We start from the raw sequence: 22,201 nt of genomic DNA on the forward strand, positions 1-22,201 counted from the left end.
GGCAGGTGGCGGCAGTGCCCAGGACGTCGGACGGAGACGGTACGCCCGTCCCTCAGAGGCTGCTCGCCGCCGCCACCCGGCTCTTCGCCGAGCGCGGTTTCGACCGCACCTCGGTCCAGGAGATCGTCGAGGCGGCCGGCGTCACCAAGGGCGCGCTCTACCACTACTTCGGCTCGAAGGACGACCTGCTGCACGAGGTGTACGCGCGCGTACTCCGCCTGCAGCAGGAACGCCTCGACGCGTTCGCGGACGCCGACGCGCCCGTGGAGCAGCGGCTGCGCGACGCCGCGGCCGACGTGGTCGTCACGACCATCGAGAACCTCGACGACGCGTCGATCTTCTTCCGCTCCATGCACCAGCTCGGCCCGGAGAAGAACAAGCAGGTGCGGGCCGAGCGGCGGCGCTACCACGAGCGGTTCAGGGCCCTCATCGAGGAGGGCCAGCAGGCCGGCGTGTTCTCCACGGCCACGCCCGCCGACCTGGTGGTCGACTACCACTTCGGCTCGGTGCACCACCTCTCCACCTGGTACCGCCCGGGCGGCCCGCTCGCCCCGCAGGAAGTCGCGGACCACCTGGCGGACCTGCTGCTGCGCGCACTGCGTCCCTGACGCCGCTCCGCGCTCTGATACACGGCGAAGGGCCCCCGCACTCGAGCCGAGTGCGGGGGCCCTTCGCCGTCACGGGGTCACCGCGTCACAGGTACTTCTTCAGCTCGCGCCGGGCCAGCGAGCGCTGGTGGACCTCGTCCGGGCCGTCCGCGAGGCGCAGGGTGCGCGCTCCCGCCCACAGCTCGGCCAGCGGGAAGTCCTGGCTGACGCCGCCCGCTCCGTGCAGCTGCACGGCCTGGTCGATGATGTCGACGACCGTGCGCGGCGTGGCGATCTTGATGGACTGGATCTCCGTGTGGGCGCCCTTGTTGCCGACGGTGTCCATCAGCCAGGCCGTCTTCAGAACGAGGAGACGCAGCTGCTCCACCGCGACCCGCGCGTCCGCGATCCACTCCTGTACGACGCCCTGCTGGGCCAGCGGCTTGCCGAACGCCGTACGGGCCACGGCCCGCTTGCACATCAGCTCGATGGCCCGCTCGGCCATGCCGATCAGCCGCATGCAGTGGTGGATGCGTCCCGGGCCGAGCCGCGCCTGGGCGATGGCGAAGCCGCCGCCCTCCTCGCCGATCAGGTTGCTCGCGGGGACGCGGACCTGGTCGAAGACGACCTCGGCGTGACCGCCGTGGTAGTGGTCCTCGTACCCGTACACCTGCATGGCGCGCCGGATCTCGAGGCCGGGAGTGTCGCGGGGGACGAGCACCATGGACTGCTGGCGGCGGATGTCGGAGCCGTCGGGGTCCGTCTTGCCCATCACGATGAAGATCTTGCAGTCCGGGTTCATCGCCCCGGAGATGTACCACTTGCGGCCGGTGATGACGTACTCGGAGCCGTCGGCGGAGCGCTCGATGAGCGTGGTGATGTTCGTGGCGTCCGAGGAGGCCACCTCGGGCTCGGTCATCGCGAACGCCGAACGGATCTCACCGGCGAGCAGCGGCTCCAGCCACTGCTTCTTCTGGTGCTCGTCGCCGAACTGGCTCAGCACCTCCATGTTGCCGGTGTCGGGGGCCGCGCAGTTCAGGGCCGTGGGCGCCAACTGCGGGCTGCGGCCGGTGATTTCGGCCAGCGGCGCGTACTGGAGGTTGGTCAGCCCGGCGCCGTACTCGGCGTCGGGCAGGAAGAGGTTCCACAGGCCCTGCCGCCTGGCCTCGGCCTTCAGCTCCTCGACGACGGCCGGGGTGTCCCACGGGGAGGCGAGCTGCGCGCGCTGCTCGTGCGCGACGGCCTCGGCCGGGTACACGTGCTCGTCCATGAAGCCGAGGAGTTTGGCCCGCAGTTCCTCGGTGCGCGCGTCGAATGCGAAGTCCATTGCGGGTCAGCCTTTCTGAAGGGTCGTCAGGCCGTGGTCGATGAAGACGGGCACGAGCTCACCGATGCGGTCGAAGCCGGCGCCGACGGTCTGGCCGAGGGTGTAGCGGTAGTGGATGCCTTCGAGGATCACGGCGAGCTTGAACCACGCGAAGGCCGTGTACCAGGAGACGGCGGACACGTCGCGCCCCGAGCGCGCGGCGTACCGCTCGACGATCTCGGCGGGGGTGGGGTGCCCGGCGGCCGTGGCGGTCGTGGAGATGGGGGAGTCGGCCAGGTCCAGCTTCGCGCTGTACATCACCAGCAGGCCCAGGTCGGTGAGCGGGTCGCCGAGCGTGGACATCTCCCAGTCGAGGACGGCCTTGATCCGGTCGACGCCGTCGGCGTCCTCGTTGATCAGGACGTTGTCGAGGCGGTAGTCGCCGTGCACGACCGTGGGCGCGGGCGAGGTGGGCAGCGAGCGGCCGAGCGCCGCGTGCAGCTCGTCGACGCCTGCCAGCTCGCGGTTCCTGGACGCGTCGAGCTGCTTGCCCCAGCGCCGCAGCTGCCGGTCGAGGAACCCCTCGGGTCGCCCGAAGTCCGCGAGGCCGACCTCGGCGGGGTCCACGGCGTGCAGGTCGACGAGGGTGTCCACGAGGGCGAGCACGGCGGCGCGGGTGCGCTCGGGGCCCAGCTGCGCGAGCTGGTCGGCCGTGCGGTACGGCGTGCCCGCCACGTACTCCATCACGTAGAACGGCGCGCCGAGCACGCTGTCGTCCTCGCACATGAGCAGCGCCTCGGGCACCGGTACGGACGTCGGGTGCAGGGCGCTGATCACCCGATGCTCGCGCTTCATGTCGTGCGCGGTGGCGAGCACATGGCCCAGCGGCGGACGCCGGACCACCCAGGTCGACGAGCCGTCGCCGACGAGGTACGTCAGGTTCGACCGGCCGCCCTCGACGAGACGCCCGGACAGCGGACCGGCCACGAGCCCCGGGCGCTCCCGGTCGAGGTGGCCGCGCAGCTGGTCGAGATCAAGACCTGGGGGGTGGCCGGCGCTCATCGATGTCCTCCGGAGGCAGAGTGAAGCGGTGTCGCGTCACATGATGCCGACCGGTCGGTATGTCGTCCAGGGCGGGGGCTTAATGTGATCCATCTCGTACGCTACTGCCCGCGGCCGGGCGGTGTAGGTGCGTCCGGCGAGAACGTCGGCCGCACCCCGCGCGGCTTGCGCACCGTCAGTGGTCGTCCCAGTGGCCGTCGTGCTGCGCGTGCCGGTGCCCGTCGTGGACGTAGTCGACGTGATCGCCGTGCGTGACGGCCTGATGCCCGCAGTTCTGGCCGTGCTGGTGCTCGTGGCCCTGGTGCGTGGCGTGGGAGCCGGGCTCGCACTCGTCCCAGTGGCCGTTGTGCTCCGCGTGCAGGTGCCCCTCGTGCGCGTAGTCGACGTGGTCGCCGTGCGGGACCGCCACGTGGCCGCAGCCCTCACCGTGGGTGTGCTCGTGGACGGGGTGTTCCTTGTGGAGAGTGGTCATGGATTCAGGCTAGCCGGAAATGCCCGGATCGCTCCGCTATGGAACCCTTGTGCTGTTCCTGTGCCTTTCGCGAGGAGTACGTCGGATGAAGGCGATCAGCTACAGCGGCTACGGCGGTCCCGAGGTACTCGAATACGGGGACGTGCCCGACCCGAAGGTCGGGCCCGACGCCGTCTTGGTGAAGGTCAGGGCGGCGGCGGTGAACCCCGTCGACTGGAAGGCCCGCGAGGGCTACCTCGACCCGGTGCTCGACGCCGTCTTCCCCGTGATCCCCGGCTGGGACGTGTCCGGCGTCGTGGTCCAACCCGGCTCCTCCGTCACCGAGTTCGTCACCGGCGACGAGGTGATCGGGTACGTACGCGAGGACTTCCTCTCCCGCGGGACCTTCGCCGAGTACGTCGCCGCGCCCGTGCGCACCCTGGCCCGCAAGCCCCGGAACCTCACCTACGAGGAGGCCGCAGGGCTGCCGCTCACCGGACTCACCGCCTACCAGGTGCTGACCGGAGCCCTCGCCGTGCAGGAGGGCGACGTGGTGCTCGTCCACGCGGCGGCCGGCGGCGTCGGGTCGATCGCGGTCCAGCTGTGCCGCCACCTCGGCGCCCGCGTCATCGGCACGGCGAGCGAACGCAACCACGACTTCCTGCGGGAGCTGGGCGCCGAACCGATCACGTACGGGGACGGCCTCGCCGAGCGCGTGCGGGCGCTCGCTCCGGAGGGCGTGGACGCCGCGTTCGACACGGTGGGCGGGGAGGCACTGAAGGTGTCCGCGGACCTGCTCGCGCCGGGCGGCCGGCTCGCGTCCATCGCCGACGCCTCGGTCGTCGACCTGGGCGGCCACTACGTCTTCGTGCGCCCCGACGCCGCCGACCTCGCGCGCCTCGTGGACCTCGCGGAACAGGACGTGGTCACGGTGCACGTCGACGAGACGTTCCCGCTGGAGCGGGCCGCCGACGCCCAGCGGCTGAGCGCCGAGGGCCGCACCAGGGGCAAGATCGTGGTCACCGTGCCGTGGACCGACTGACCGGCGGGCAGGAAGCGGCGCGGGCCGCCGTCACACCACCAACGCCGCGGCGAACGCGGCCAGCGCCACCGAGCAGGCCACCGCCACCACGGCCGCGCGCCCGGTCAGAACGGGCGGCCTGGCCTCGTGCAGCGCCAGATCGCGGATCCGGCGGTGCGCCACCGCCAGGAACCCCAGCCACGCCAGGAAGCACAGGGCGGCGCCCAGCACGCCGAGGGTGTCCGCGCCGCCGCTCAGTGTCGTCCTGGCGGCGAGGATCGCGGCCACGGTGCAGGACAGCGTCGTCCGCCGCCAGGCGAGCCGCGTCCGCGCCGGCTGGAGCCCCGGATCGCGCCCGGCCGCTCCTCCGTCGCCCTGTCCGTCGCAGGGCGGTTCGGACGGGCCGCTCACCCCGCCCACCCGGCCAGCACGACCACCACCATCGCGACGGCCACCAGCGCCACGACCACGCTCAACAGCGCCGGGAACCGCGAGACGGGCAGGTCCTCGCCCCGCCGCATCGCCCGCTCGCAGCGCACCCAGTGGCTGACCGCGCGCAGGGAGCACAGGGCGCCCGCCGCGAGCAGCGCGAGCGCGAGCCCGGCCCGCCAGGCCCAGCGCAGGTCCGGCAGGAACTGGTCCACGGCGAACCCGCCGCCGATCAGCGCGAGCGCGGTGCGCAGCCAGGCCAGGAACGTGCGCTCGTTGGCCAGGGAGAAGCGGTAGTCGGGTGTCTCGCCGTCCTCCCGCACCCGCTCGGGCGCGAACCAGAGGCGGACACTGCGTACAAATTCGATCACGGGGCGACCCTATCCGGGCGGCCCGGGCGGGCCCGCGGTCCCTGCGCGGTAGGCCCGCAGCCGCTCGTACGCGTCGAGCCCGTCCGGCACCCACGGCCACTCGGGAAGCCGCCGCTCCAGCTCCTCGTCGGTGAGGAAGTCGTGCCAGGCGACCTCCTCGGCCTGCGGGTCCACGGGCAGCTCGCAGCGCACCTCGTACAGGTACGACCACCAGGTGCGGCCCGCCCCGCCGTCGTACAGGAACTTGAACAGCGGCTCGGGGCGCGGCAGCCCGGACACGCCGAGTTCCTCCTCCGCCTCGCGCAGGGCAGCGTCGTCGTAGGACTCGCCGGCGCCCACGACGCCGCCGACGAACATGTCGTAGAGGGACGGGAACACCAGCTTCGTCGGGGTGCGGCGGTGCACGAAGATCCGGCCGGCGGAGTCCCTGGCCTGGATGAACACGCACCGGTGGCGCAGTCCGCGTGCGTAGGCCTCGCCGCGCGGGGCCTGCCCGACCACCCGGTCGTGCTCGTCGACGATGTCGAGGACCTCCGCCGCCGGATCCGGGGCGGCAGCGGCTTCAGCGGCGTTCGTGGGATCGGTGGGAGGGGTCATACGCCCATGACATCAGAATCTGGAAGACCCCGGCGGCTCAGACCCCGACCCCCGCCCGGTCCCCCTCCCGAGGGCCCGCGGTCGGCATCGCCGGATGCATCCCGAGCAGCACGATCCCCGAAACGATCGCCGTGAGCCCGGTCGCCTGCCAGGCGAGCGCCCCGGCATCCGTGCGCAGTTGGTCGCCCATGAAGCCGACCCCGCACGCGATGCCCGCAAGCGGCTGCGCCGCCGTCAGCGCGGGCAGCGACATCCGCAGCGGCGCCATCTCGAAGGCGCTCTGCACCAGGATCAGGCCCGTGACGCCCAGCACCAGGACCCCGTACGGCTGCCAGCTGGTGAACAACCCGGCCCAGCCGCCCGACGAGAACAGCTGCCCGCTCATCCGCGTCAGCGCGTCCTGCACCCCGTAGAGGAGCCCGGCCGCCACGCCGAGGAGGACCGGGGCCGCGCTCATCCGTGACTTCTTCGCGTACGCCGTGAGCAGCAGCGCGCCGCCCACCATCACGCCGATGATCAGCCAGCGCCGCAGCGGGTCGGTGACCGCGTCCCCGCTGCGTGGCTCGCCCGCCACGATGAAGGCCGTCACCCCGCCCGCGAGCAGGGCCAGGCCCGCCCAGCCCTGTTTGCCCAGCGGCTGGCGGGTCTGGTGGCGCGAGAGGGCGAGCGCGAACAGGAGGTTGGTCGCGAGCAGCGGCTCGACGAGGGAGATCTCCCCGTTGCCCAGCGCGATCGCGCCGAGCACCATGCCGCACACCATGAAACCTATGCCGCCCAGCCAGCGAGGCACCCGAACGAGGTCGAGGAGCAGGCGCGGCGACAGGAAGTCGCTCAGCGGGGCATGCTGCGCCGCGTTCTGCTGGAGCACGAATCCGATGCCCAGACAGAAGGCCGCGGAGACGGCGAGAACGAGTACGAGAACCGACACGCTGCGCACCTCGAGAATGCAGGTATCAAGATCGGCCGTGGGCGGGTCGTTGCACGGGTGTATGGCCGACGATAGCGCCCCGCGGCACCGGCTGCCCCGCGAGTGACCCGGTCGGCGAGGTTGACGCCGCCGACCCCCGTGCCCAAGATCTGACCCACCGGTAACTTTCGAGAGGGACGGACCCCAATGACGACGTACGACGCGGACGTGATCGTGATCGGGGCGGGCCTCGCCGGGCTCGCGGCGGTGGCGGAACTCGTGGACGCGGGCCGCAAGGTGATCCTGCTGGACCAGGAACCGGAGCAGTCCATCGGCGGTCAGGCGCACTGGTCCTTCGGCGGTCTCTTCTTCGTCGACTCGCCCGAGCAGCGCCGCCTGCGGATCAAGGACAGCCACGCGCTCGCGCTCCAGGACTGGATGGGCACCGCCGGCTTCGACCGTGCCGAGGACCACTGGCCGCGCAAGTGGGCCGAGGCGTACGTCGACTTCGCCGCGGGCGAGAAGCGGTCCTGGCTGCACCGGCAGGGCGTCCGGTTCTTCCCCGTGGTCGGCTGGGCGGAGCGAGGCGGCTACGACGCGAACGGGCACGGGAACTCGGTGCCCCGCTTCCACATCACCTGGGGGACAGGCCCCGGCCTCGTCGCCCCCTTCGAGCGCCGCGTCAGGGAGGGCGTGGCGCGCGGTCTCGTACAGCTGAAGTTCCGGCACCGGGTGACCGGCCTGTCCCGCAGCGCCGGCGCCGTCGACACCGTCAGCGGCGAGATCCTCGAACCCTCGTCCATCGAGCGCGGCCAGGGCAGCAGCCGTACGGTCACGGGCTCCTTCGAGCTCAAGGCGCAGGCGGTGATCGTCACCTCCGGCGGCATCGGCGGAAACCACGACCTGGTCCGCGCGAACTGGCCCGAGCGCCTCGGCACCCCGCCCGAGAAGATGCTCTCCGGCGTGCCCGCGCACGTCGACGGCCTGATGCTCGGGATAGCGGAGGACGCGGGCGCGCACCTCATCAACCGCGACCGCATGTGGCACTACACCGAGGGCATCGAGAACTGGAACCCCATCTGGGACAAGCACGGCATCCGCATCCTGCCGGGCCCGTCCTCGCTCTGGCTCGACGCGCGCGGCGAGCGCCTGCCCGTGCCGCTCTTCCCCGGCTTCGACACCCTCGGCACCCTCGACCACATCATGAAGACCGGGTACGGCTACACGTGGTTCGTGCTCAACCAGCGCATCATCGGCAAGGAGTTCACCCTCAGCGGCTCCGAGCAGAACCCCGACCTCACCGGGAAGTCCGTGCGCGGCGTCCTCGACCGGGCCCGCGCCGACGTACCGGCGCCCGTCAAGGCCTTCATGGACAACGGCGCCGACTTCGTCGTCGAGAAGAACCTCCCCGCCCTGGTGCGCGGCATGAACGCCCTGGCTGAGAAGTCATCGGGTCCGCTGATCGACGAGGCCGCACTGCGCCGCACCCTCGTCGCCCGCGACCGCGAGATCGTCAACCCCTTCACCAAGGACCTCCAGGTGACCGCCATCCGCGGCACCCGCAAGTTCCTCGGCGACCGCCTCATCCGCACCGCGGCCCCGCACCGCATCCTCGACCCGAAGGCGGGCCCGCTGGTCGCCGTGCGCCTCAACATCCTCACCCGCAAGTCGCTCGGCGGCCTGGAGACCGACCTGTCCTCGCGCGTCCTGACCGACGGCGGTGAGCCCCTGCCGGGCGTGTACGCCGCGGGGGAGGCGGCCGGGTTCGGCGGCGGGGGCGTGCACGGCTACCGCTCCCTCGAAGGGACCTTCCTCGGCGGCTGCCTCTTCTCGGGCCGCACGGCGGGCCGCGCCGCGGCCGCCGCGACCGGCTGAATCTCGCCTTGACAGCACCCCGGACGCTTCTTTGCGGTCCGGGGTGCTGTCTCGTGTCACCAGCGCAACAGCCCAGGTGAGAAAGGGAATTGGCGGATCGCGAGGGCGAACTCGGAGGATTGTGAAACGAGTTGGTGAAGGTCGACCCTTGGTCCGCCCTTGACTCGGAGCGCCCCGTACCGCTTTGCTGTGCGTGATCACCTCAAGCAAGCCGCGTCGTAGAGGACTTCCTGCGGTGCCCCCACCCCCGCCACCACTCGGGCGTGCCCGCAAGCGGGCCGCTGCCCCGTTCGACTCCGCGCTCGACGACAGCGGCCTCGTGGCCGCCCGCGCGGCCCTCGCTCAGGGGCGCTGGACCGAGGTCAGGGAACTGATCTCGGCCACCGGCGACGACTGGGACCGCCGCGGCCATCGCGTCGTCGTCCTCGCCGAGGAACCCACGACCACCGCCTGGGTCAGGGACTGGCGGCTCGCCGAACCCGAGTCGGCCGACGCCGCCGTCCTGCTCGCCCTCGCCGCCGTGCAGCGCGCCCGTACCGGCAAGTCGCGACCCGAAAAGGCCCGCGACGCCTGCCGCGCCGCCGCCGCCCTCGCGCCCGCCGACCCCACTCCCTGGCTCGGACTCCTGCTCCTGGAACGGGACATGGGCCGCGAGGAGGACGTCGTCCGCCTCTTCGACGAGATCCGCCACCGCCACCCCGAGCACCACCACGCCCACCACCTGATGGTCGCCAGGCTCGCCGAACGCCGCCCCGACGCGGGCCAGGACCCGCTCCACGAGGTCTACGACTTCGCGTCCTGGGCCGCCGAACAGGCCGGCCCCGGATCACCGCTGGCCGTCCTCCCCGTCGTCGCGCACGCCGAGCGCTACCGCGTCCTCGCCGCCGCCGGCAGTGAATCGCCCGACCCCAAGGCGTCCGGACACTGGACGGGCCGCCGCGCCCGCCTCGTGATGAAGACCGCCTTCGACTGGTGGCTCGAATGGGGCTCTCCGGAGCGCCCCGCTCATCCGCGCGGCCGCGTCGACCTGAACTTCCTCGCCCACGCCAAGTCCTGCGAGGGCAGGCCCGCGGAGGCCGCCGCTCTGTTCCACCGCATCGGCCGGCACGCCACCGCGGCCCCCTGGTCGTACCCGGACCGGGATCCGCACGAAGCGTTCAGCGCAGCGCGCCGCGCCGCGCTCGGCACGGCATAGGACGACGCCCCCAGGCGTCCCCGGACACCCGCACCAGCAGCGCTCATCCACAGGGAAGGGACAACCCCGCCATGACGACGGGCAGTTCGAGCACGAGCGACACGGCACCACCCCCCGCGTCCGACGCGGGGATCAACACCTTCAAGGGACAGGAGAGCGCTCTGCGCGCCGGCCGCCTCGGCACGGCGGGCCTGCTGCTCTCCGTGCTGGCCGCGACGGGCCCGCTCATGGTGGTCGCCGGCGTCATGCCCACCACGTTCGCCGTGATGGGCGTCGTCGGGCAGCCGCTGCTCTTCCTCATCCTGGGCGTCGTCCTCGCCCTCTTCAGCGTGGGCTACGCCGAGATGAGCCGGCACGTCCACAACGCCGGCGCCTTCTACGCGTACATATCCCGCGGCCTCGGCCCGACCGCCGGTGCGGGCGCCGCCCTGGTCGCGCTCGTCGCCTACAGCGTCCTCCAGGTCGGCATCTACGGGATGTTCGGCTTCGAGGTGTCCAACCTCCTCGCCACCTACCTCGACCTCAGCATCGCCTGGTGGATCCCGGCGCTGGTCGCCGTGCTCGCCGTCGGCGCGCTCGCCCTGCTGAAGATCGACGTGAACGCGCGCGTGCTCGGCGTACTCCTGCTCGTGGAGGTCGCGCTCGTCGTCATCTTCGACATCGCGGCGATCGGCGACCCGGCCAAGGAGGGCCTGTCGCTGCACGCCTTCAACCCGGACACCCTCACCGGCGCGGGCGTCGGCACCGCCCTGTGCTTCTGCATCGCCGCCTTCACCGGCTTCGAGCAGGCGCCCGTGTACGCGGAGGAGACCAGCCGCCCGCACATCCTCGTGCCGCGCGTGATGTTCATGGCGGTCGGCTTCGTCGCCGTCTTCTTCGCCATCAGCTCCTGGGCGCTCACCGTCGCCGCGGGACCCTCCGCGATCATCCCGACCGCGCAGAAACAGAGCGCGGGCCTGATGTTCTTCCTGACGGAGAGCAGGCTCGGCGGCACGTTCACGGACATCGTCCATGTCCTGTTCGTCACCGGCATGTTCGCGGCGCTCCTCAGCTTCCACAACGTCGTGTCGCGCTACGCCTTCGCCATGGGCCGCGAGGGACTGCTGCCCGCCGCCTTCGGCCGCACCAACAGCTCCAGCGGCGCGCCCGGCACCGGCTCCCTGCTCCAGACCGCCCTCTCCCTGATCATCGTCGTGGCCTTCGCGGTCACCGACGACGGCAAGGCGGGCGACCCGACGGCGCCCGTGCTCAAGCTCTTCACCTGGGGCGGCAACGTCGGCGCCCTCGGCATCATCCTGCTGATGGCCACCGCCTCGCTGGCCGTGATCGTCTTCTTCGTCAGGCGCGGCGCCGCGGGCGCTCAGATCTGGCGCCTGATCGCGTCGGGGATCGCCGGGATCGCGCTGCTCGTCATCGCCTTCTACACGGTCAAGGACTTCGACGTCCTCGTCGGCTCGGGTCCCGGCTCCTCCCTCAACTGGGTGCTGCCCGGCATCATCGCGCTGGCCGCCGTCATCGGCTTCGTCCACGGCGTCGTCCTGCGCGGGCGGAACCCCGAGGCACACGCCAGGATCGGTCTCGGCAACGAGGCGTTCCAGCTGGAGAAGGCCGCCGGCGTGCCCGCCCAGAAGTGACAGAACGCTGACGAACACCCGTGGCCTCTGGCCCCCAGGGGCCACGGGTGCTCGAATCAGTGTGTGAACCCGGAAGAACCCGTACCGCCCGAGCGGGACGAGGAGCATGGCTCGCCCGTCGGCCGCCGCCTCGTCCTTGGCATGCTCGGACTCGGCGCCCTCGGCGTCGCCGCCGCGCCCACTCTCCAGCGCGGCCTCGAATCCTTCCTCGGCAGCGCCGCGGACAAGGACCCCACCGGCCTGACTGACCTCCTCCCGAACGGCGGCGGCTTCCGCTACTACTCGGTCGCCTCCTCCGTCCCGCACAGATCTGCCGCCGACTACCGCCTCACCGTCGACGGCCTCGTCGACCGGCCCACCACCTACACGCTCCCCGCGCTGCGGGCGCTCCCGCAGACCCGCCTCGTGCGCGACGTCCAGTGCGTCACCGGGTGGCGCGTGCCGGAAACCCCCTTCGAGGGCGTACGCCTCTCCAGCATCCTCGACGCGGCCGGGGTCCGGCCGTCCGCCAAGGCGCTGCGGCTGACCTGTTTCGACGGCACGTACAGCGAGAGCCTCACCCTGTCTCAGGCCCGTCGCGCCGATGTGCTCGTCGCCCTGCGCATGCAGGACAAGCCCCTCGGCCACACCCACGGCGGGCCCGTCCGGCTCTACGTCGGCCCCATGTACTTCTACAAGTCGGCGAAATGGCTGTCCGGCATCACCGTCACCGACCGCGTCGAACCCGGTTACTGGGAAGAGCGCGGCTACGACGTGGACGCGTGGGTCGGCCGCTCGAACGGACGCGACGATGAACCCACCCAGTGAACTCACGGCGCGCGTAAGGCGCTTCACCCGCACCGAGACCTGGGTCCACCGGTCCACGGCGGCCCTCATGGGCCTGTGCATCCTGACGGCGGCCTGCCTGTACGTGCCCCAGTTCGCGGAGCTCGTCGGCCGCCGAGAACTCGTGGTCAGGCTCCACGAGTGGTCCGGTCTCCTGCTGCCCGCGCCCTACCTCGCCGGCCTCGCGTCCCGCGCCTTCCGCGCCGACCTGCGCCGCCTGAACCGCTTCGTCCCGCACGACCGCACCTGGCTGCGCTCCGCCCTGCGCCGCTCGGGCCCCAGGCCCGCGGGCAAGTTCAACGCGGGCCAGAAGCTGTACGCGGGCTGGCTCGGGGGAGCGGTCCTGGTGATGCTCGGCACGGGCCTGCTCATGTGGTTCACCCTCCCCCAAGCTCTCGGCTTCGCTCGAGCAGGGGGGACCCCCATCGCGCCGCTGACCTGGCGCACCGGCAGCACCTTCGTGCACGACTGGCTGTCCCTCGCCCTCGGCATCGTGGTCGCCGGGCACATCGCGAAGGCGTGGGCGGACCCCGAGGCGCGCCTCGGGATGCGGACCGGGTTCGTGGGGAGGGAGTGGGCCGAGCGCGAACACGGCGAGTGGCTGCCTTGAAGGCGCCGCGTCACGCGCCCGCGCCGAAGTCCAGCAGGACCTTGCACGCCCGCGCGCGGTCCGCGGCCAGCACGAACGCCGACTCCGCTTCCGCCACCGGGACCACCGCGCTGATCAGCTCAGCCAGCCCCGGCCGCTCGGCGAGCAGGCGCAGCGCGTCGTCGAACTCCGTGTCGAAGCGGAACGCCCCGCGCAGCTCGATCTCCCGGCTGACCACGAGGTTCCCCGCGAACGGGCTCTGCCCCGGCGGCAGCATCCCGAGCTGTACGACCACACCGCCGCGCCGCACATGGCGCAGGCAGCTGTCGAGCCCGGCGGCCACGCCCGAAGCCTCGACGGCCGCGTGGGCCTCGTCGGGCCAGCCCTCGTCGGCCGGGTCGTCCGCGCGTACGAGGGTGTCGGCGCCGGCGAGTTCCGCGTACCGGAGAGCTTCGGGGAGGAGATCGGTGGCGGTCACGTGGGCCGCCCCGGCCGCCTTGGCCGCGGCGACGACGAGGCAGCCGATGGGGCCCGCGCCGGTCACGAGCACGTGCCGGCCCGCGACCGGTCCCGCCCGGCGCACCGCGTGCAGCGCCACCGCGAGGGGCTCGGCGAGGGCGGCCCGGTCGAGCGGGAGCCCGGCCGGTACGGCCCTCAACTGGCCGGCGGGGACGGCGATCCGCGCGGCGAATCCGCCCTGGACGTGCGGGGTGCGGGCCGCGCTGCCGAGGTAGCGGGTGTCGCGGCACACATTGCGCCGCCCGTCGACGCACTCGGGGCAGGTCCCGCAGGGGGTGGCGGGGTGCACGGCGACGGCCGTGCCGGGCGCGGGGCCGGTGGCACCGTCCCCGTACGAGACGACCGTGCCCACGACCTCGTGGCCGAGCAGCATGGGTTCCTGGAGCCGGAAGTCGCCGACGCCGCCGTGGCGCCAGTAGTGCAGGTCAGAGCCGCACACCCCGCCGTAGCGGACGGCGACCAGCGCCTGACCCGGGCCGGGTTCGGGGAAGGGGAGTTCGTCGACGCGCAGATCTCCCGCGCCGTGGATCACGCAGCCCAGCATCAGGTCTCCTCCAGCCATGAGGTCTTCTAGAGAACGCTCGTCATGCCGCCGTCGACGTAGAGGATCTGCCCGCTGACGAAGTCGGACGCGGGTGAGGCCAGGAACAGGGTGGCGCCGACGAGGTCGTCGGTGCGGCCCCAGCGGCCGGCCGGGGTCCTGCGGCGGACCCAGGCGCTGAACTCCTCGTCGCGGACGAGCGGTTCGGTCAGCTCGGTCTCGATGTAGCCGGGGCCGAGCCCGTTGACCTGGACCCCGGAAGGGCCCCAGTCGGCGCACATGCCCTTGGTGAGCATCTTCAGGGCGCCCTTGGTGGCGGCGTAGGGCGCGATGCCGGGCCGCACGACCTCGCTCTGCAGCGAGCAGATGTTGATGATCTTTCCGTGGCCGCGTTCGACCATGCCGCGGGCCGCCTCACGGCCCACCAGGAACGCGCTCGTCAGATTGGTGTCGATCACCCGGTGCCAGTCGGCGTCGGTGAACTCCAGGAGCGGGGCGCGCAGTTGCATGCCCGCGTTGTTGACGAGGATGTCGAGCGGACCCACCCGCTCCTCGACCCCGGCGACTCCGGCGGCCACGGACGGTCCGTCCGTGACGTCGAACGCCGCGGTGTGGACCGGGCTGTTTCCCGTCTGCCGGGACAGCCGCTCGGCCGCGTCCGCGAGGGCGGACTCGTCGCGTCCGTTGAGGACGACGGTCGCGCCGGCCTCCAGGAGGCCGCGGGCCAGGGCGAACCCGATCCCGCGGCTGGAACCGGTCACCAGGGCCGTGCGGCCGCTGATGTCGAAGAGGGGGTGGGTCATGGCTCGGTACTCCCGTCGCTAAATGACCAGGGACAGCAGCAGGACCAGGCCACCGGCGACGACCGAGATGATCGTCTCCATGACGGACCAGGTCTTGATGGTCTGCCCGACGTTCAGGCCGAAGTACTCCTTCACCAGCCAGAAGCCCGCGTCGTTCACGTGGCTGAAGAAGAGCGAGCCGGCGCCGATCGCGAGGACCAGCAGTGCCGTGTGCGCGGTCGACATGTCGGCCGCGAGTGGCGCCACGAGGCCGGCCGCCGAGATGGTCGCGACGGTGGCGGAGCCCGTGGCGAGGCGTATGACCACCGCGATCAGCCAGGCGAGCAGCAGGGCCGGGATCGACCAGTCCTTGGAGATGTCGAGGACCATCTGGCCCACGCCGGAGTCGATGAGGGTCTGCTTGAAGCCGCCGCCCGCGCCGACGATGAGGAGGACACCCGCGATCGGGGCGAGCGACTTCTCGACGGTGGAGGACAGCCGGTCCTTGGTGAACCCGGCCGCGCGGCCCAGCGTGAACATACCGACGATCACGGCGGCGAGCAGGGCGATCAGCGGCGAGCCGATGACGTCGAAGACGCGCTGCACGGTGTGCTCGGGCTTGTCCACGACGATGTCGACGAGCGCCTTGGCGAGCATCAGGACGACGGGGAGCAGGATCGTGGCGACGGCCGCGCGGAAGCTCGGACGCTTCTCCAGGTCGTCGGTGGCCCGCGCCGGGGTCATCTTGTCCGGGGCCTGGACGTCCACCCAGCGGGCGGCGACCTTCGAGAACAGCGGACCCGCGATGATCACCGTCGGGATGGCGATGAGGACACCCAGGGCGAGCGTGACGCCGAGGTTGGCGCCGACGGCGTCGATCGCGACGAGCGGGCCGGGGTGCGGCGGGATCAGGCCGTGCATGACCGACAGGCCGGCGAGGGCCGGGATGCCGATGCGCATCAGCGAGTAGTTGCCGCGCTTGGCGACCATCAGGACGACCGGGATCAGCAGCACGATGCCGACCTCGAAGAACAGCGGCAGACCGATCACCGAGGCGATCAGGACCATCGCCCACGGCATGGCGCGCCCGCCCGCCTTGGCGAGGATCGTGTCGACGATCTGGTCGGCGCCGCCGGAGTCGGCGAGCAGCTTGCCCAGGATCGCGCCGAGCGCGATCAGTACACCCACACCGGCCACGGTGGAACCAAGGCCCGCGGTGAAGCTGACGATGGTCTTGTCGAGGGGGGCGCCCGCGAAGGCTCCCAGGGCCAGAGAACCGATGGTCAGCGCCAGGAAGGCGTGGACCCGGAACTTCGTGATGAGCAGAACGATGACAGCGATGCCCGCGAGGACGGCGATCCCCAGCTGGGCGTGGCCCGCCGAGGTGATCGGTTCGACGGCATCCGCTGCCAGCGTCTCGACGCTGAGACTGGTCACGGCTTTTCCTTGGTGATGGTGGGGACTTCTGGGCTACTTCAGCGCAGGGCGCTGAGGGGACGGGGACTGTCCCTCGAGGTCGGCGAGGGCCACGACGGCCCGCTCCGTGATCTCCTCGGGGCTGCCCGACACATCGACGTCGACGCCCGCCTCGTCCGCCGCGAGCGGCTGGAGCGTGGCGAACTGCGAGTCCAGCAGGGCCGTGGGCATGAAGTGGCCCTGGCGGTGCGACATCCGGTCCTCGATGAGGGCGCGGTCACCCGTGAGGTGGACGAACACGACTCCGGGGGCCTCGGCCCTGAGCCGGTCGCGATAGCTCCGCTTGAGGGCGGAGCTGCTGACGACGCCGCCGAGTCCCGCCCGGCCGTGCGCCCAGGCGCCGATGGCGTCGAGCCACGGCCACCGGTCGTCGTCGGTCAGGGGGGTGCCGGCCGACATTTTGGCGATGTTCGCCGGCGGGTGGAAGTCGTCGCCCTCGGCGTACGGAACGCCGAGCCTGTCTGCGAGCAGGGGGCCGATCGTGGTCTTGCCGGTCCCTGCCACGCCCATGACTACGACGACGTGGGGGGTGCGTCGTGTCTTCATCGCGTCCTCGCTGTCTTCTTCGACATCGCTGTGTCACGCCACTGAAACCTAAATGGTCGGACAAATTCAAGAGACTGTGACGTAAAAGTCTGACTTTTTATTCCGTCAGCCCGCCTCGTACGCTGACGTCATGACCACACAGGGCCGGGGGCTGCACGCCCACGTACTGGAGAACCTCGGCCCCGCCATCACCGCGGGGGAGTACCCACCGGGCAGCGTGCTGCGCACGGACGAACTGGCCCAGCGCTACGAGGTGTCGCGCTCGGTCATGCGGGAGGCCGTACGGGTGCTCGAGTCGATGCACCTCGTGGAGTCCCGGCGCCGGGTCGGCGTGACCGTACGGCCCACGCAGGAGTGGAACGTCTACGACCCGCAGGTCATCCGCTGGCGGCTGGCCGGCGCGGACCGGCCGCGGCAGCTGCGCTCCCTCACGGTGCTGCGTTCCGCGGTCGAGCCGGTCGCGGCCGGGCTCGCCGCGACCCACGCCACGGCCGAGCAGTGCGCGGCGCTCACCGAGTGCGCGCTCGGCATGGTCGCCACGTCACGCGGCCATCAGCTGGAGGCGTACCTCGTCCACGACATCGAGTTCCATCGGGTCGTCCTGAACGCGTCGGGCAACGAGATGTTCGCCCGGCTCGGTGACGTGGTCGCGGAGGTCCTCGCGGGCCGCACGCACCACCAGGTGATGTTCGAGGACCCGGACCCGGCGGCCGTGTCGCTGCATGTGCACGTCGCCGAGGCCGTCCGGGAGGGGGACGCGATCCGCGCGGAGGCGCTCACGCGCGAGATCGCGGTGGGCGCGCTCCAGGAACTGGACATCCTCGCGCCCTGATTGCAGGGCCGGGCCCTACTCGATGAAGTCGCCGTCCACGTACACCCAGGCGCCGTCGAGCCGTATGAACCGGCTGCGCTCGTGAAGCGAGCCGGGCCGCCCGCCGTCGGTGTAGCGGGCCCGGAAGGTCACGGTGCCGGTGGTGTGGAAGGCCGACCCCTCACTCGTCCCCAGGATCTCCAGACCGGTCCACTTCATCCCCGGCTCGAAGGTGATGGCCGGGGGCCGGGTGGCCGGGTGCCAGGTCCGCAGCAGATACGCGGCGTCCTTGACGGTGAAGGCGCAGTAGCGGGACCGCATCAGGGCCTCGGCGGTGGGCGCGTTCGCCCCTCCGGAGTGATACCGGCCGCAACAGGCGTCGTACGCGGAGGGGAGCCCGCAGGGGCAGGTGGGGGCGGGGCGTGACATACGGACGATTCAACCAGCTCCGCAGCCGATCACCCGGCCCCCACCCCTGTCACCGCGTCACGGTCAGTGCCGCGCCCCGCGTGCGGTCCGACGAGGGTCCCGTCTCGATCGAGAACTCGCCGGGCTCCACGGCGAGGTCCAGGCCGCGGGTGACCGAGGCGAGCACCTCGGCGTCGAGGGCGAACACGGCCTCGGCGCTCCCGCCGGGCGTCAGGTCGAGCCGTACGAACCCGCGCAGCTCCCGCGCCCGCGGCCACGACGTACCGCCCGACACCCGGCGCACATACAGCTGCACCGTCTCGCGCACGGGCCGCGTCCCGGTGTTGGTCACGGTGACGGAGCAGGTGGTGCCGGGTTCATCGGCCCTGACTTCGGAGCGTGCCAGGCGGGGTGCCCGGTACTCGACCGTGGAGTAGGACAGGCCGTGGCCGAATGGGTGCCGCGCGGTGGCGCTCTGGTCCACATAGCCGCAGTAGCCGTGGTCCTTGGCGTTGTAGAACACCGGCAGCTGCGCGGCGGAGCGCGGCACCGACACGGGGAGCCGGCCCGTCGGCGACGCGGCCCCGAACAGCACGTCGGCCACCGCCCGTCCGCCCCACGGCCCCGGATACCAGGCGCACAGCACGCCCCTCGCCTTCCCCGTGAGGTCGGGCAGCGCGTGCGGGCGGCCCTGGACCAGGACCACGACGACCGGGGTGCCCGTCGCCGCCACCGCGTCGAGCAGCGCCGACTGCCCGTCCGGCAGGCGCAGATCGGCCAAGTCGACGCCTTCGCCGCAGGTCATGCCTACCGGGTTCCCCGAGGAGACGACGGCCGCCCCGTTGGCCTCGAAGCGTGTGTCGCCCTCGCGGGCGCTCGACCCGCCGAGGACGAGCACGGCCACCTCGGCCGACGCGGCCAGAGCGACCGCCTCCGGTACGCCGGACAGGTCGCCGCCGACGAGCTCGCACCCGCGCGCGTACGTCACTTCGGCACCGGGCGCGGCCCCCGCCCGGATCCCGTCGAGCACGGTGACACCCGAGCCGGGCCGCTGCGGCGCGGTGTAGTCACCGATCTGGCCGGGAACGGAGTCCGCGCCGGGACCCATGACCGCGATGCGGCGCAGGGAAGGGCCGAGTGGCAGTGTCACCCCGTCGTGCTCCAGGAGCACGATCGACTCCCGGGCCACGCGCTCGCTCAACTCCCGTATACCGGAAGGCTGTTCAGATTTCCCGACGTACGGCCGCTCGAAGAGGCCGAGCCGGAACTTGAGCGCGAGGACGCGCTCCACCGCTGTGTCCACGGTCTCTTCCGCGACGAGCCCCCGCTCGACGGCCTCGCCCAGTCGCGGGAAGCAGTCGTCCCACAGGCTCAGATCCGTGCCCGCCGCCAGGGCGAGCGCGCCCGCCGCCGCGGGATCGCCCGCCAGTCGCGTCAGCCGGTCGAGCGCGCCCCCGTCGGCCATCACGATGCCGTCGAACCCCCAGCGCTCCCGCAGGAGTTCGGCCAGGAGATACCGGCTCGCGGCGCACGGCAGACCGTCGAACTCGTTGTACGCCGCCATCACGCCCGCGGCGCCCGCACGGACCCCCGCCCGCGCCGCCGCCAGATGGATCTCGTGCAGCTCGCGGACGCCGAGCTCGGTGGCCGCGCTGTTGCGCCCGCCCACCGAGGAACCCTGGCCCGCGAAGTGCTTCAGCACCACCCCGACCCCGGCCCGCCGCATGCCCCGTACGAGCGCCTCGGTGAAGCGGGCCGCCAGATACGGGTCCTCGCCGAAGCACTCCTCGGCCCGGCCCCAGCGCGGATCGCGCACGAGGTCGAGCGCCGACACCAGGGCCAGATGGCCACCCCTGGCCCGCAGTTCGGCCGCCGCCGCGGCCGCAGCCTCCTCGTAGAGGTCCGGGTCCCAGGTCGATCCGACGGCCAGGTTCACCGGCAGGACGGTGCCGTCGAGCGCCTGGTGGCCGTGCGGGACCTCCTCGACCAGCAGCACGGGGATGCCGAGCCGCGTCTGTTCGACGATGTGCCGCTGTACCGCGTCTGCGACACCCGCCGCGTCCGCCGCCGTGATCCCGTCGGCGAAGGTCACCCCGGACCACGGATCCGCGCGCTGGAGCCCGTACAGGGCACCCATGCCGTCGTACGCGGCGACCTCGGAGCGGAACGCGTCCGTCAGCCGATGGCCCGAGCCGGCGCGCTGGTACGCGTGCCAGCCGTACATCCGCTGGTTGAGCTGTCCGACCTTCTCGGTGAGCGTCATCCGGCCGAGCAGATCCCGCACGCGCTCGCGCACCGGGGCCGCCGGGTCGCGGTACAGCGGCTCGCTCACCGCAGTTCCAGGACGTGCACGCCGTACGGGTCCAGTGCGACGTCCGTGACGGGCTCGCCCGTCCCCGCGTCGTGCAGCGTCCCGGAGGCCTGCGGGCGCACCGTCATCTCCTGCCCGGACTGGCTCACCAGCCACACGAACCGCCGCCCGTCCTCGTGGACCAGCACGTCGGCCGACACATACGGGCTCTCGACCGTCACGGGCCGTGCCACACCGGCGACCTCGGCGAGCGCCGCGTACAGCCGGTGCGTCTGCTCCGGGTTGACGTGCGCCGTGCGGGCGGCCATGTGCTCCAGCGGATACGTCGCGAGGACGGTGCGGCCGAGGCCCGTGGCCCGCGAGAGGAGGGCCGGGCGGCCGTGCGCGTCGACGGCGACGACCTCCGCGTCGCGCGCCTCGACCGGCAGGTACGCCCGGCTGTCCTCGTTGCCCGCGACCGGGAAGCGCAGGGTCTCACCGGCCCTGATGCCCCCGAAGTCCGTCGTGAACGTCATCTCCAGGACGTCGTCCTCGATCGGCTCGGCCACCCCGTACGACAGCTGCATCTCGACGCCGAACAGCCCGTCCAGGTCGTCGAACCACGGCCCGCGCGTCCCAGGGTGCTCGCCCGAGCAGAACGACAGGTAGACCGTGGCTCCCTCGGTGGCCCGCCGTGCCAGTGCGCGCCGGGTGCGGGTCGTCAACTGCCTTGTCGCGGGGAGGAGATAGAGCTGCGCGTCCTCGCTGAGGCCGTCCGCCTCCCGGGTGAGGCCCACCGCCAGGTCCGCGGCGCGCGCCGCGACGTACCCCTGGTGGAGCGAGGTGAAGATGAGCGGGCGGTCGGCGGGGCGGCTGTACGGGTAGCCGCGCTCCAGGAACGCGGGCACGACGAGCGCGGCCCCGGCGTCCGAGCGGCGGCAGCGCGTGAAGTCGACCTGCTCCAGCACCTTCGCGAACGCGGCGAGTTCGACGAGCGGGGCCTTCGGGGCGCCCGTGCTGTCCGTGATGCCGAAGTGCATCTCGAAGGGGTGGTGGTCGTAGGGGGACCGGTCCCACAGGTCGTCGTAGTCCGTGTTGTTCCAGGCGACCCAGCCCGTCGCGCCGCCCAGCAGTGAGTTGTGCAGGGTCTGGCGGTAGTACACGCCCGCGTTCTCGGCCGACACCGTGTCCGTCGACAGGCCGAACTCCTCCAGGACCACCGGCTGCCCGGTGACGGCCGCGAGCTCGCACTCGAACGCGGCACGGTAGTGCTGGCGCGGCCGGTCCGTGTCGGAGCGGTAGACGTGCGGGCCCACGAAATCGACGTACTCGGCGGTGTCCCGCAGCGAGAAACCGTTGTCGCGGCCCGTCACCTCGATGCCCCACGCGCCGTCGCCCAGGGAGACGGGCTGGGTGCCGCCGGCCGCGCGCACGGCGTTGCACATGGCCTGCGCCCACGCCGTGACGACGTCACTGGAGGGCGGGTCGACCTGGTAGATCCGCCCGTAGCCCGGCATCTCGTTGGTGATCAGCCAGCCCGTGACGGCCGGGTGGTCCTTGAAGCGGCGCGTCATCTGCGACACGAACCACGCCTGGCGGCCGACCATCCACACGTCCTCGTAGAGGTCGCGGCCCCCGCGCCAGGCCGGATCCCAGTTCTCGCCGGACATGTGGCCGACGATGAACGTCGGCACGGTGCCCATGCCCGCCTCGGTGTGCGCGTCGAGGAAGTCGCGGAAGCGCTCGCACAACTCCTCGTCGATCCGGTGCGGTTCGGGGTGGAAGTCGGGCCAGTAGAAGAACGAGCGGGTCATGTTCAGGCCGTGCTCGCGCAGCACCGCCAGTTCCTCGCGCACCGTCTTCGGGTCGTAGTCGCGCCACATCAGGGGACCGCCGGTGCGGGACCAGAAGTTGGCGCCGAGCCAGGGCCGGACGGCGGAGTCGTGGGTGAGGTGGGCGCTGTGGCGTCGCATGGTGGT

At 72.1% G+C, this 22,201-nt stretch carries 22 protein-coding genes; 8 read left to right on the forward strand and 14 right to left on the reverse strand.

Annotation, left to right across the window (positions count from 1 at the left end):
• The first annotated feature begins 14 nt into the window (after positions 1–14).
• Positions 15–608 (forward strand): TetR/AcrR family transcriptional regulator, encoded by a 594-nt coding sequence (locus tag OG698_RS35430; RefSeq protein WP_399970953.1) that lies wholly within the window; start codon positions 15–17, stop codon positions 606–608.
• Between the two features lie 85 nt (positions 609–693).
• On the opposite strand, the gene OG698_RS35435 is transcribed toward OG698_RS35430, so the two are convergent.
• The 3 genes from OG698_RS35435 to OG698_RS35445 all read right to left on the reverse strand — a co-directional run bounded on the left by OG698_RS35435 (position 694) and on the right by OG698_RS35445 (position 3,427).
• Positions 694–1,914: an acyl-CoA dehydrogenase family protein gene (locus OG698_RS35435; RefSeq protein ID WP_406107890.1), complete on the reverse strand. Its 1,221-nt coding sequence runs from the start codon at positions 1,912–1,914 to the stop codon at positions 694–696.
• A gap of 6 nt (positions 1,915–1,920) precedes the next feature.
• Complete coding sequence (locus tag OG698_RS35440) at positions 1,921–2,955, reverse strand: phosphotransferase family protein (RefSeq protein WP_399970555.1); 1,035 nt, start codon at positions 2,953–2,955, stop codon at positions 1,921–1,923.
• A gap of 175 nt (positions 2,956–3,130) precedes the next feature.
• Complete coding sequence (locus tag OG698_RS35445) at positions 3,131–3,427, reverse strand: hypothetical protein (protein WP_406107891.1); 297 nt, start codon at positions 3,425–3,427, stop codon at positions 3,131–3,133.
• A gap of 85 nt (positions 3,428–3,512) precedes the next feature.
• On the opposite strand from OG698_RS35445, the gene OG698_RS35450 reads away from it, so the two are divergent.
• Positions 3,513–4,448 carry an NADP-dependent oxidoreductase gene (locus tag OG698_RS35450; protein WP_406107893.1) on the forward strand — a complete coding sequence of 312 codons (936 nt, stop codon included), beginning with the start codon at positions 3,513–3,515 and terminating at the stop codon, positions 4,446–4,448.
• A gap of 30 nt (positions 4,449–4,478) precedes the next feature.
• On the opposite strand, the gene OG698_RS35455 is transcribed toward OG698_RS35450, so the two are convergent.
• The 4 genes from OG698_RS35455 to OG698_RS35470 are packed head-to-tail and all read right to left on the reverse strand — an operon-like array spanning position 4,479 to position 6,752.
• Positions 4,479–4,838, reverse strand: a complete 360-nt coding sequence (locus OG698_RS35455; RefSeq protein WP_406107895.1) for a DUF202 domain-containing protein — start codon at positions 4,836–4,838, stop codon at positions 4,479–4,481.
• Positions 4,835–5,227 (reverse strand): YidH family protein, encoded by a 393-nt coding sequence (locus OG698_RS35460; RefSeq protein ID WP_100598136.1) that lies wholly within the window; start codon positions 5,225–5,227, stop codon positions 4,835–4,837. The genes OG698_RS35455 and OG698_RS35460 overlap by 4 nt, the downstream gene beginning before the upstream one ends.
• A gap of 9 nt (positions 5,228–5,236) precedes the next feature.
• A complete protein-coding gene (locus OG698_RS35465; RefSeq protein WP_406107897.1) occupies positions 5,237–5,824 on the reverse strand; it encodes an NUDIX hydrolase in 588 nt (195 codons plus the stop codon).
• 37 nt (positions 5,825–5,861) lie between these two features.
• Positions 5,862–6,752 (reverse strand): DMT family transporter, encoded by an 891-nt coding sequence (locus tag OG698_RS35470; protein ID WP_399970565.1) that lies wholly within the window; start codon positions 6,750–6,752, stop codon positions 5,862–5,864.
• Between the two features lie 186 nt (positions 6,753–6,938).
• Between OG698_RS35470 and OG698_RS35475 the strand changes: the two genes are divergently transcribed.
• The 5 genes from OG698_RS35475 (at position 6,939) to OG698_RS35495 (ending at position 12,870) form a co-directional block, all read left to right on the forward strand.
• On the forward strand, positions 6,939–8,606 hold the full coding sequence (locus tag OG698_RS35475) for an FAD-binding dehydrogenase (protein ID WP_406107899.1): 1,668 nt from the start codon (positions 6,939–6,941) through the stop codon (positions 8,604–8,606).
• A 235-nt stretch (positions 8,607–8,841) separates the two neighbouring features.
• Positions 8,842–9,801 (forward strand): hypothetical protein, encoded by a 960-nt coding sequence (locus OG698_RS35480; RefSeq protein ID WP_406107900.1) that lies wholly within the window; start codon positions 8,842–8,844, stop codon positions 9,799–9,801.
• 71 nt (positions 9,802–9,872) lie between these two features.
• Positions 9,873–11,435 (forward strand): APC family permease, encoded by a 1,563-nt coding sequence (locus OG698_RS35485; RefSeq protein WP_406107902.1) that lies wholly within the window; start codon positions 9,873–9,875, stop codon positions 11,433–11,435.
• Between the two features lie 141 nt (positions 11,436–11,576).
• Entirely contained in the window at positions 11,577–12,242 is a 666-nt protein-coding gene (locus OG698_RS35490; RefSeq protein ID WP_406111481.1) for a molybdopterin-dependent oxidoreductase, read from the forward strand.
• Positions 12,226–12,870, forward strand: coding sequence for a cytochrome b/b6 domain-containing protein (locus OG698_RS35495; RefSeq protein WP_406107904.1), 645 nt, complete (start codon positions 12,226–12,228; stop codon positions 12,868–12,870). The genes OG698_RS35490 and OG698_RS35495 overlap by 17 nt, the downstream gene beginning before the upstream one ends.
• Positions 12,871–12,880: 10 nt before the next feature.
• Here OG698_RS35495 and OG698_RS35500 read toward each other — a convergent pair whose 3' ends face one another.
• The 4 genes from OG698_RS35500 to OG698_RS35515 are packed head-to-tail and all read right to left on the reverse strand — an operon-like array spanning position 12,881 to position 16,713.
• Positions 12,881–13,912 (reverse strand): L-idonate 5-dehydrogenase, encoded by a 1,032-nt coding sequence (locus OG698_RS35500; RefSeq protein ID WP_406111483.1) that lies wholly within the window; start codon positions 13,910–13,912, stop codon positions 12,881–12,883.
• 26 nt (positions 13,913–13,938) lie between these two features.
• Positions 13,939–14,712, reverse strand: a complete 774-nt coding sequence (locus OG698_RS35505; protein ID WP_406107906.1) for an SDR family oxidoreductase — start codon at positions 14,710–14,712, stop codon at positions 13,939–13,941.
• Between the two features lie 18 nt (positions 14,713–14,730).
• Positions 14,731–16,128: a gluconate:H+ symporter gene (locus OG698_RS35510; RefSeq protein WP_399970575.1), complete on the reverse strand. Its 1,398-nt coding sequence runs from the start codon at positions 16,126–16,128 to the stop codon at positions 14,731–14,733.
• 33 nt (positions 16,129–16,161) lie between these two features.
• Entirely contained in the window at positions 16,162–16,713 is a 552-nt protein-coding gene (locus OG698_RS35515; protein WP_406107907.1) for a gluconokinase, read from the reverse strand.
• Positions 16,714–16,843: 130 nt separating this feature from the next.
• Here OG698_RS35515 and OG698_RS35520 point away from each other — a divergent pair, with 130 nt between their 5' ends.
• Positions 16,844–17,545: a FadR/GntR family transcriptional regulator gene (locus OG698_RS35520; RefSeq protein WP_100598147.1), complete on the forward strand. Its 702-nt coding sequence runs from the start codon at positions 16,844–16,846 to the stop codon at positions 17,543–17,545.
• A 15-nt stretch (positions 17,546–17,560) separates the two neighbouring features.
• On the opposite strand, the gene OG698_RS35525 is transcribed toward OG698_RS35520, so the two are convergent.
• Genes OG698_RS35525 through OG698_RS35535 form a run of 3 tightly spaced genes read right to left on the reverse strand, consistent with a single transcriptional unit; the run spans position 17,561 to position 22,195 of the window.
• Positions 17,561–17,953 (reverse strand): YchJ family protein, encoded by a 393-nt coding sequence (locus OG698_RS35525; RefSeq protein WP_406107909.1) that lies wholly within the window; start codon positions 17,951–17,953, stop codon positions 17,561–17,563.
• A gap of 49 nt (positions 17,954–18,002) precedes the next feature.
• Positions 18,003–20,264, reverse strand: a complete 2,262-nt coding sequence (locus OG698_RS35530; RefSeq protein ID WP_406107911.1) for a glycoside hydrolase family 3 N-terminal domain-containing protein — start codon at positions 20,262–20,264, stop codon at positions 18,003–18,005.
• A complete protein-coding gene (locus tag OG698_RS35535) occupies positions 20,261–22,195 on the reverse strand; it encodes a cellulase family glycosylhydrolase (protein WP_406107913.1) in 1,935 nt (644 codons plus the stop codon). The genes OG698_RS35530 and OG698_RS35535 overlap by 4 nt, the downstream gene beginning before the upstream one ends.
• Positions 22,196–22,201 lie beyond the last annotated feature (6 nt).

The organism is Streptomyces sp. NBC_01003, from assembly GCF_045162695.1.
GTDB lineage: Bacteria > Actinomycetota > Actinomycetes > Streptomycetales > Streptomycetaceae > Streptomyces.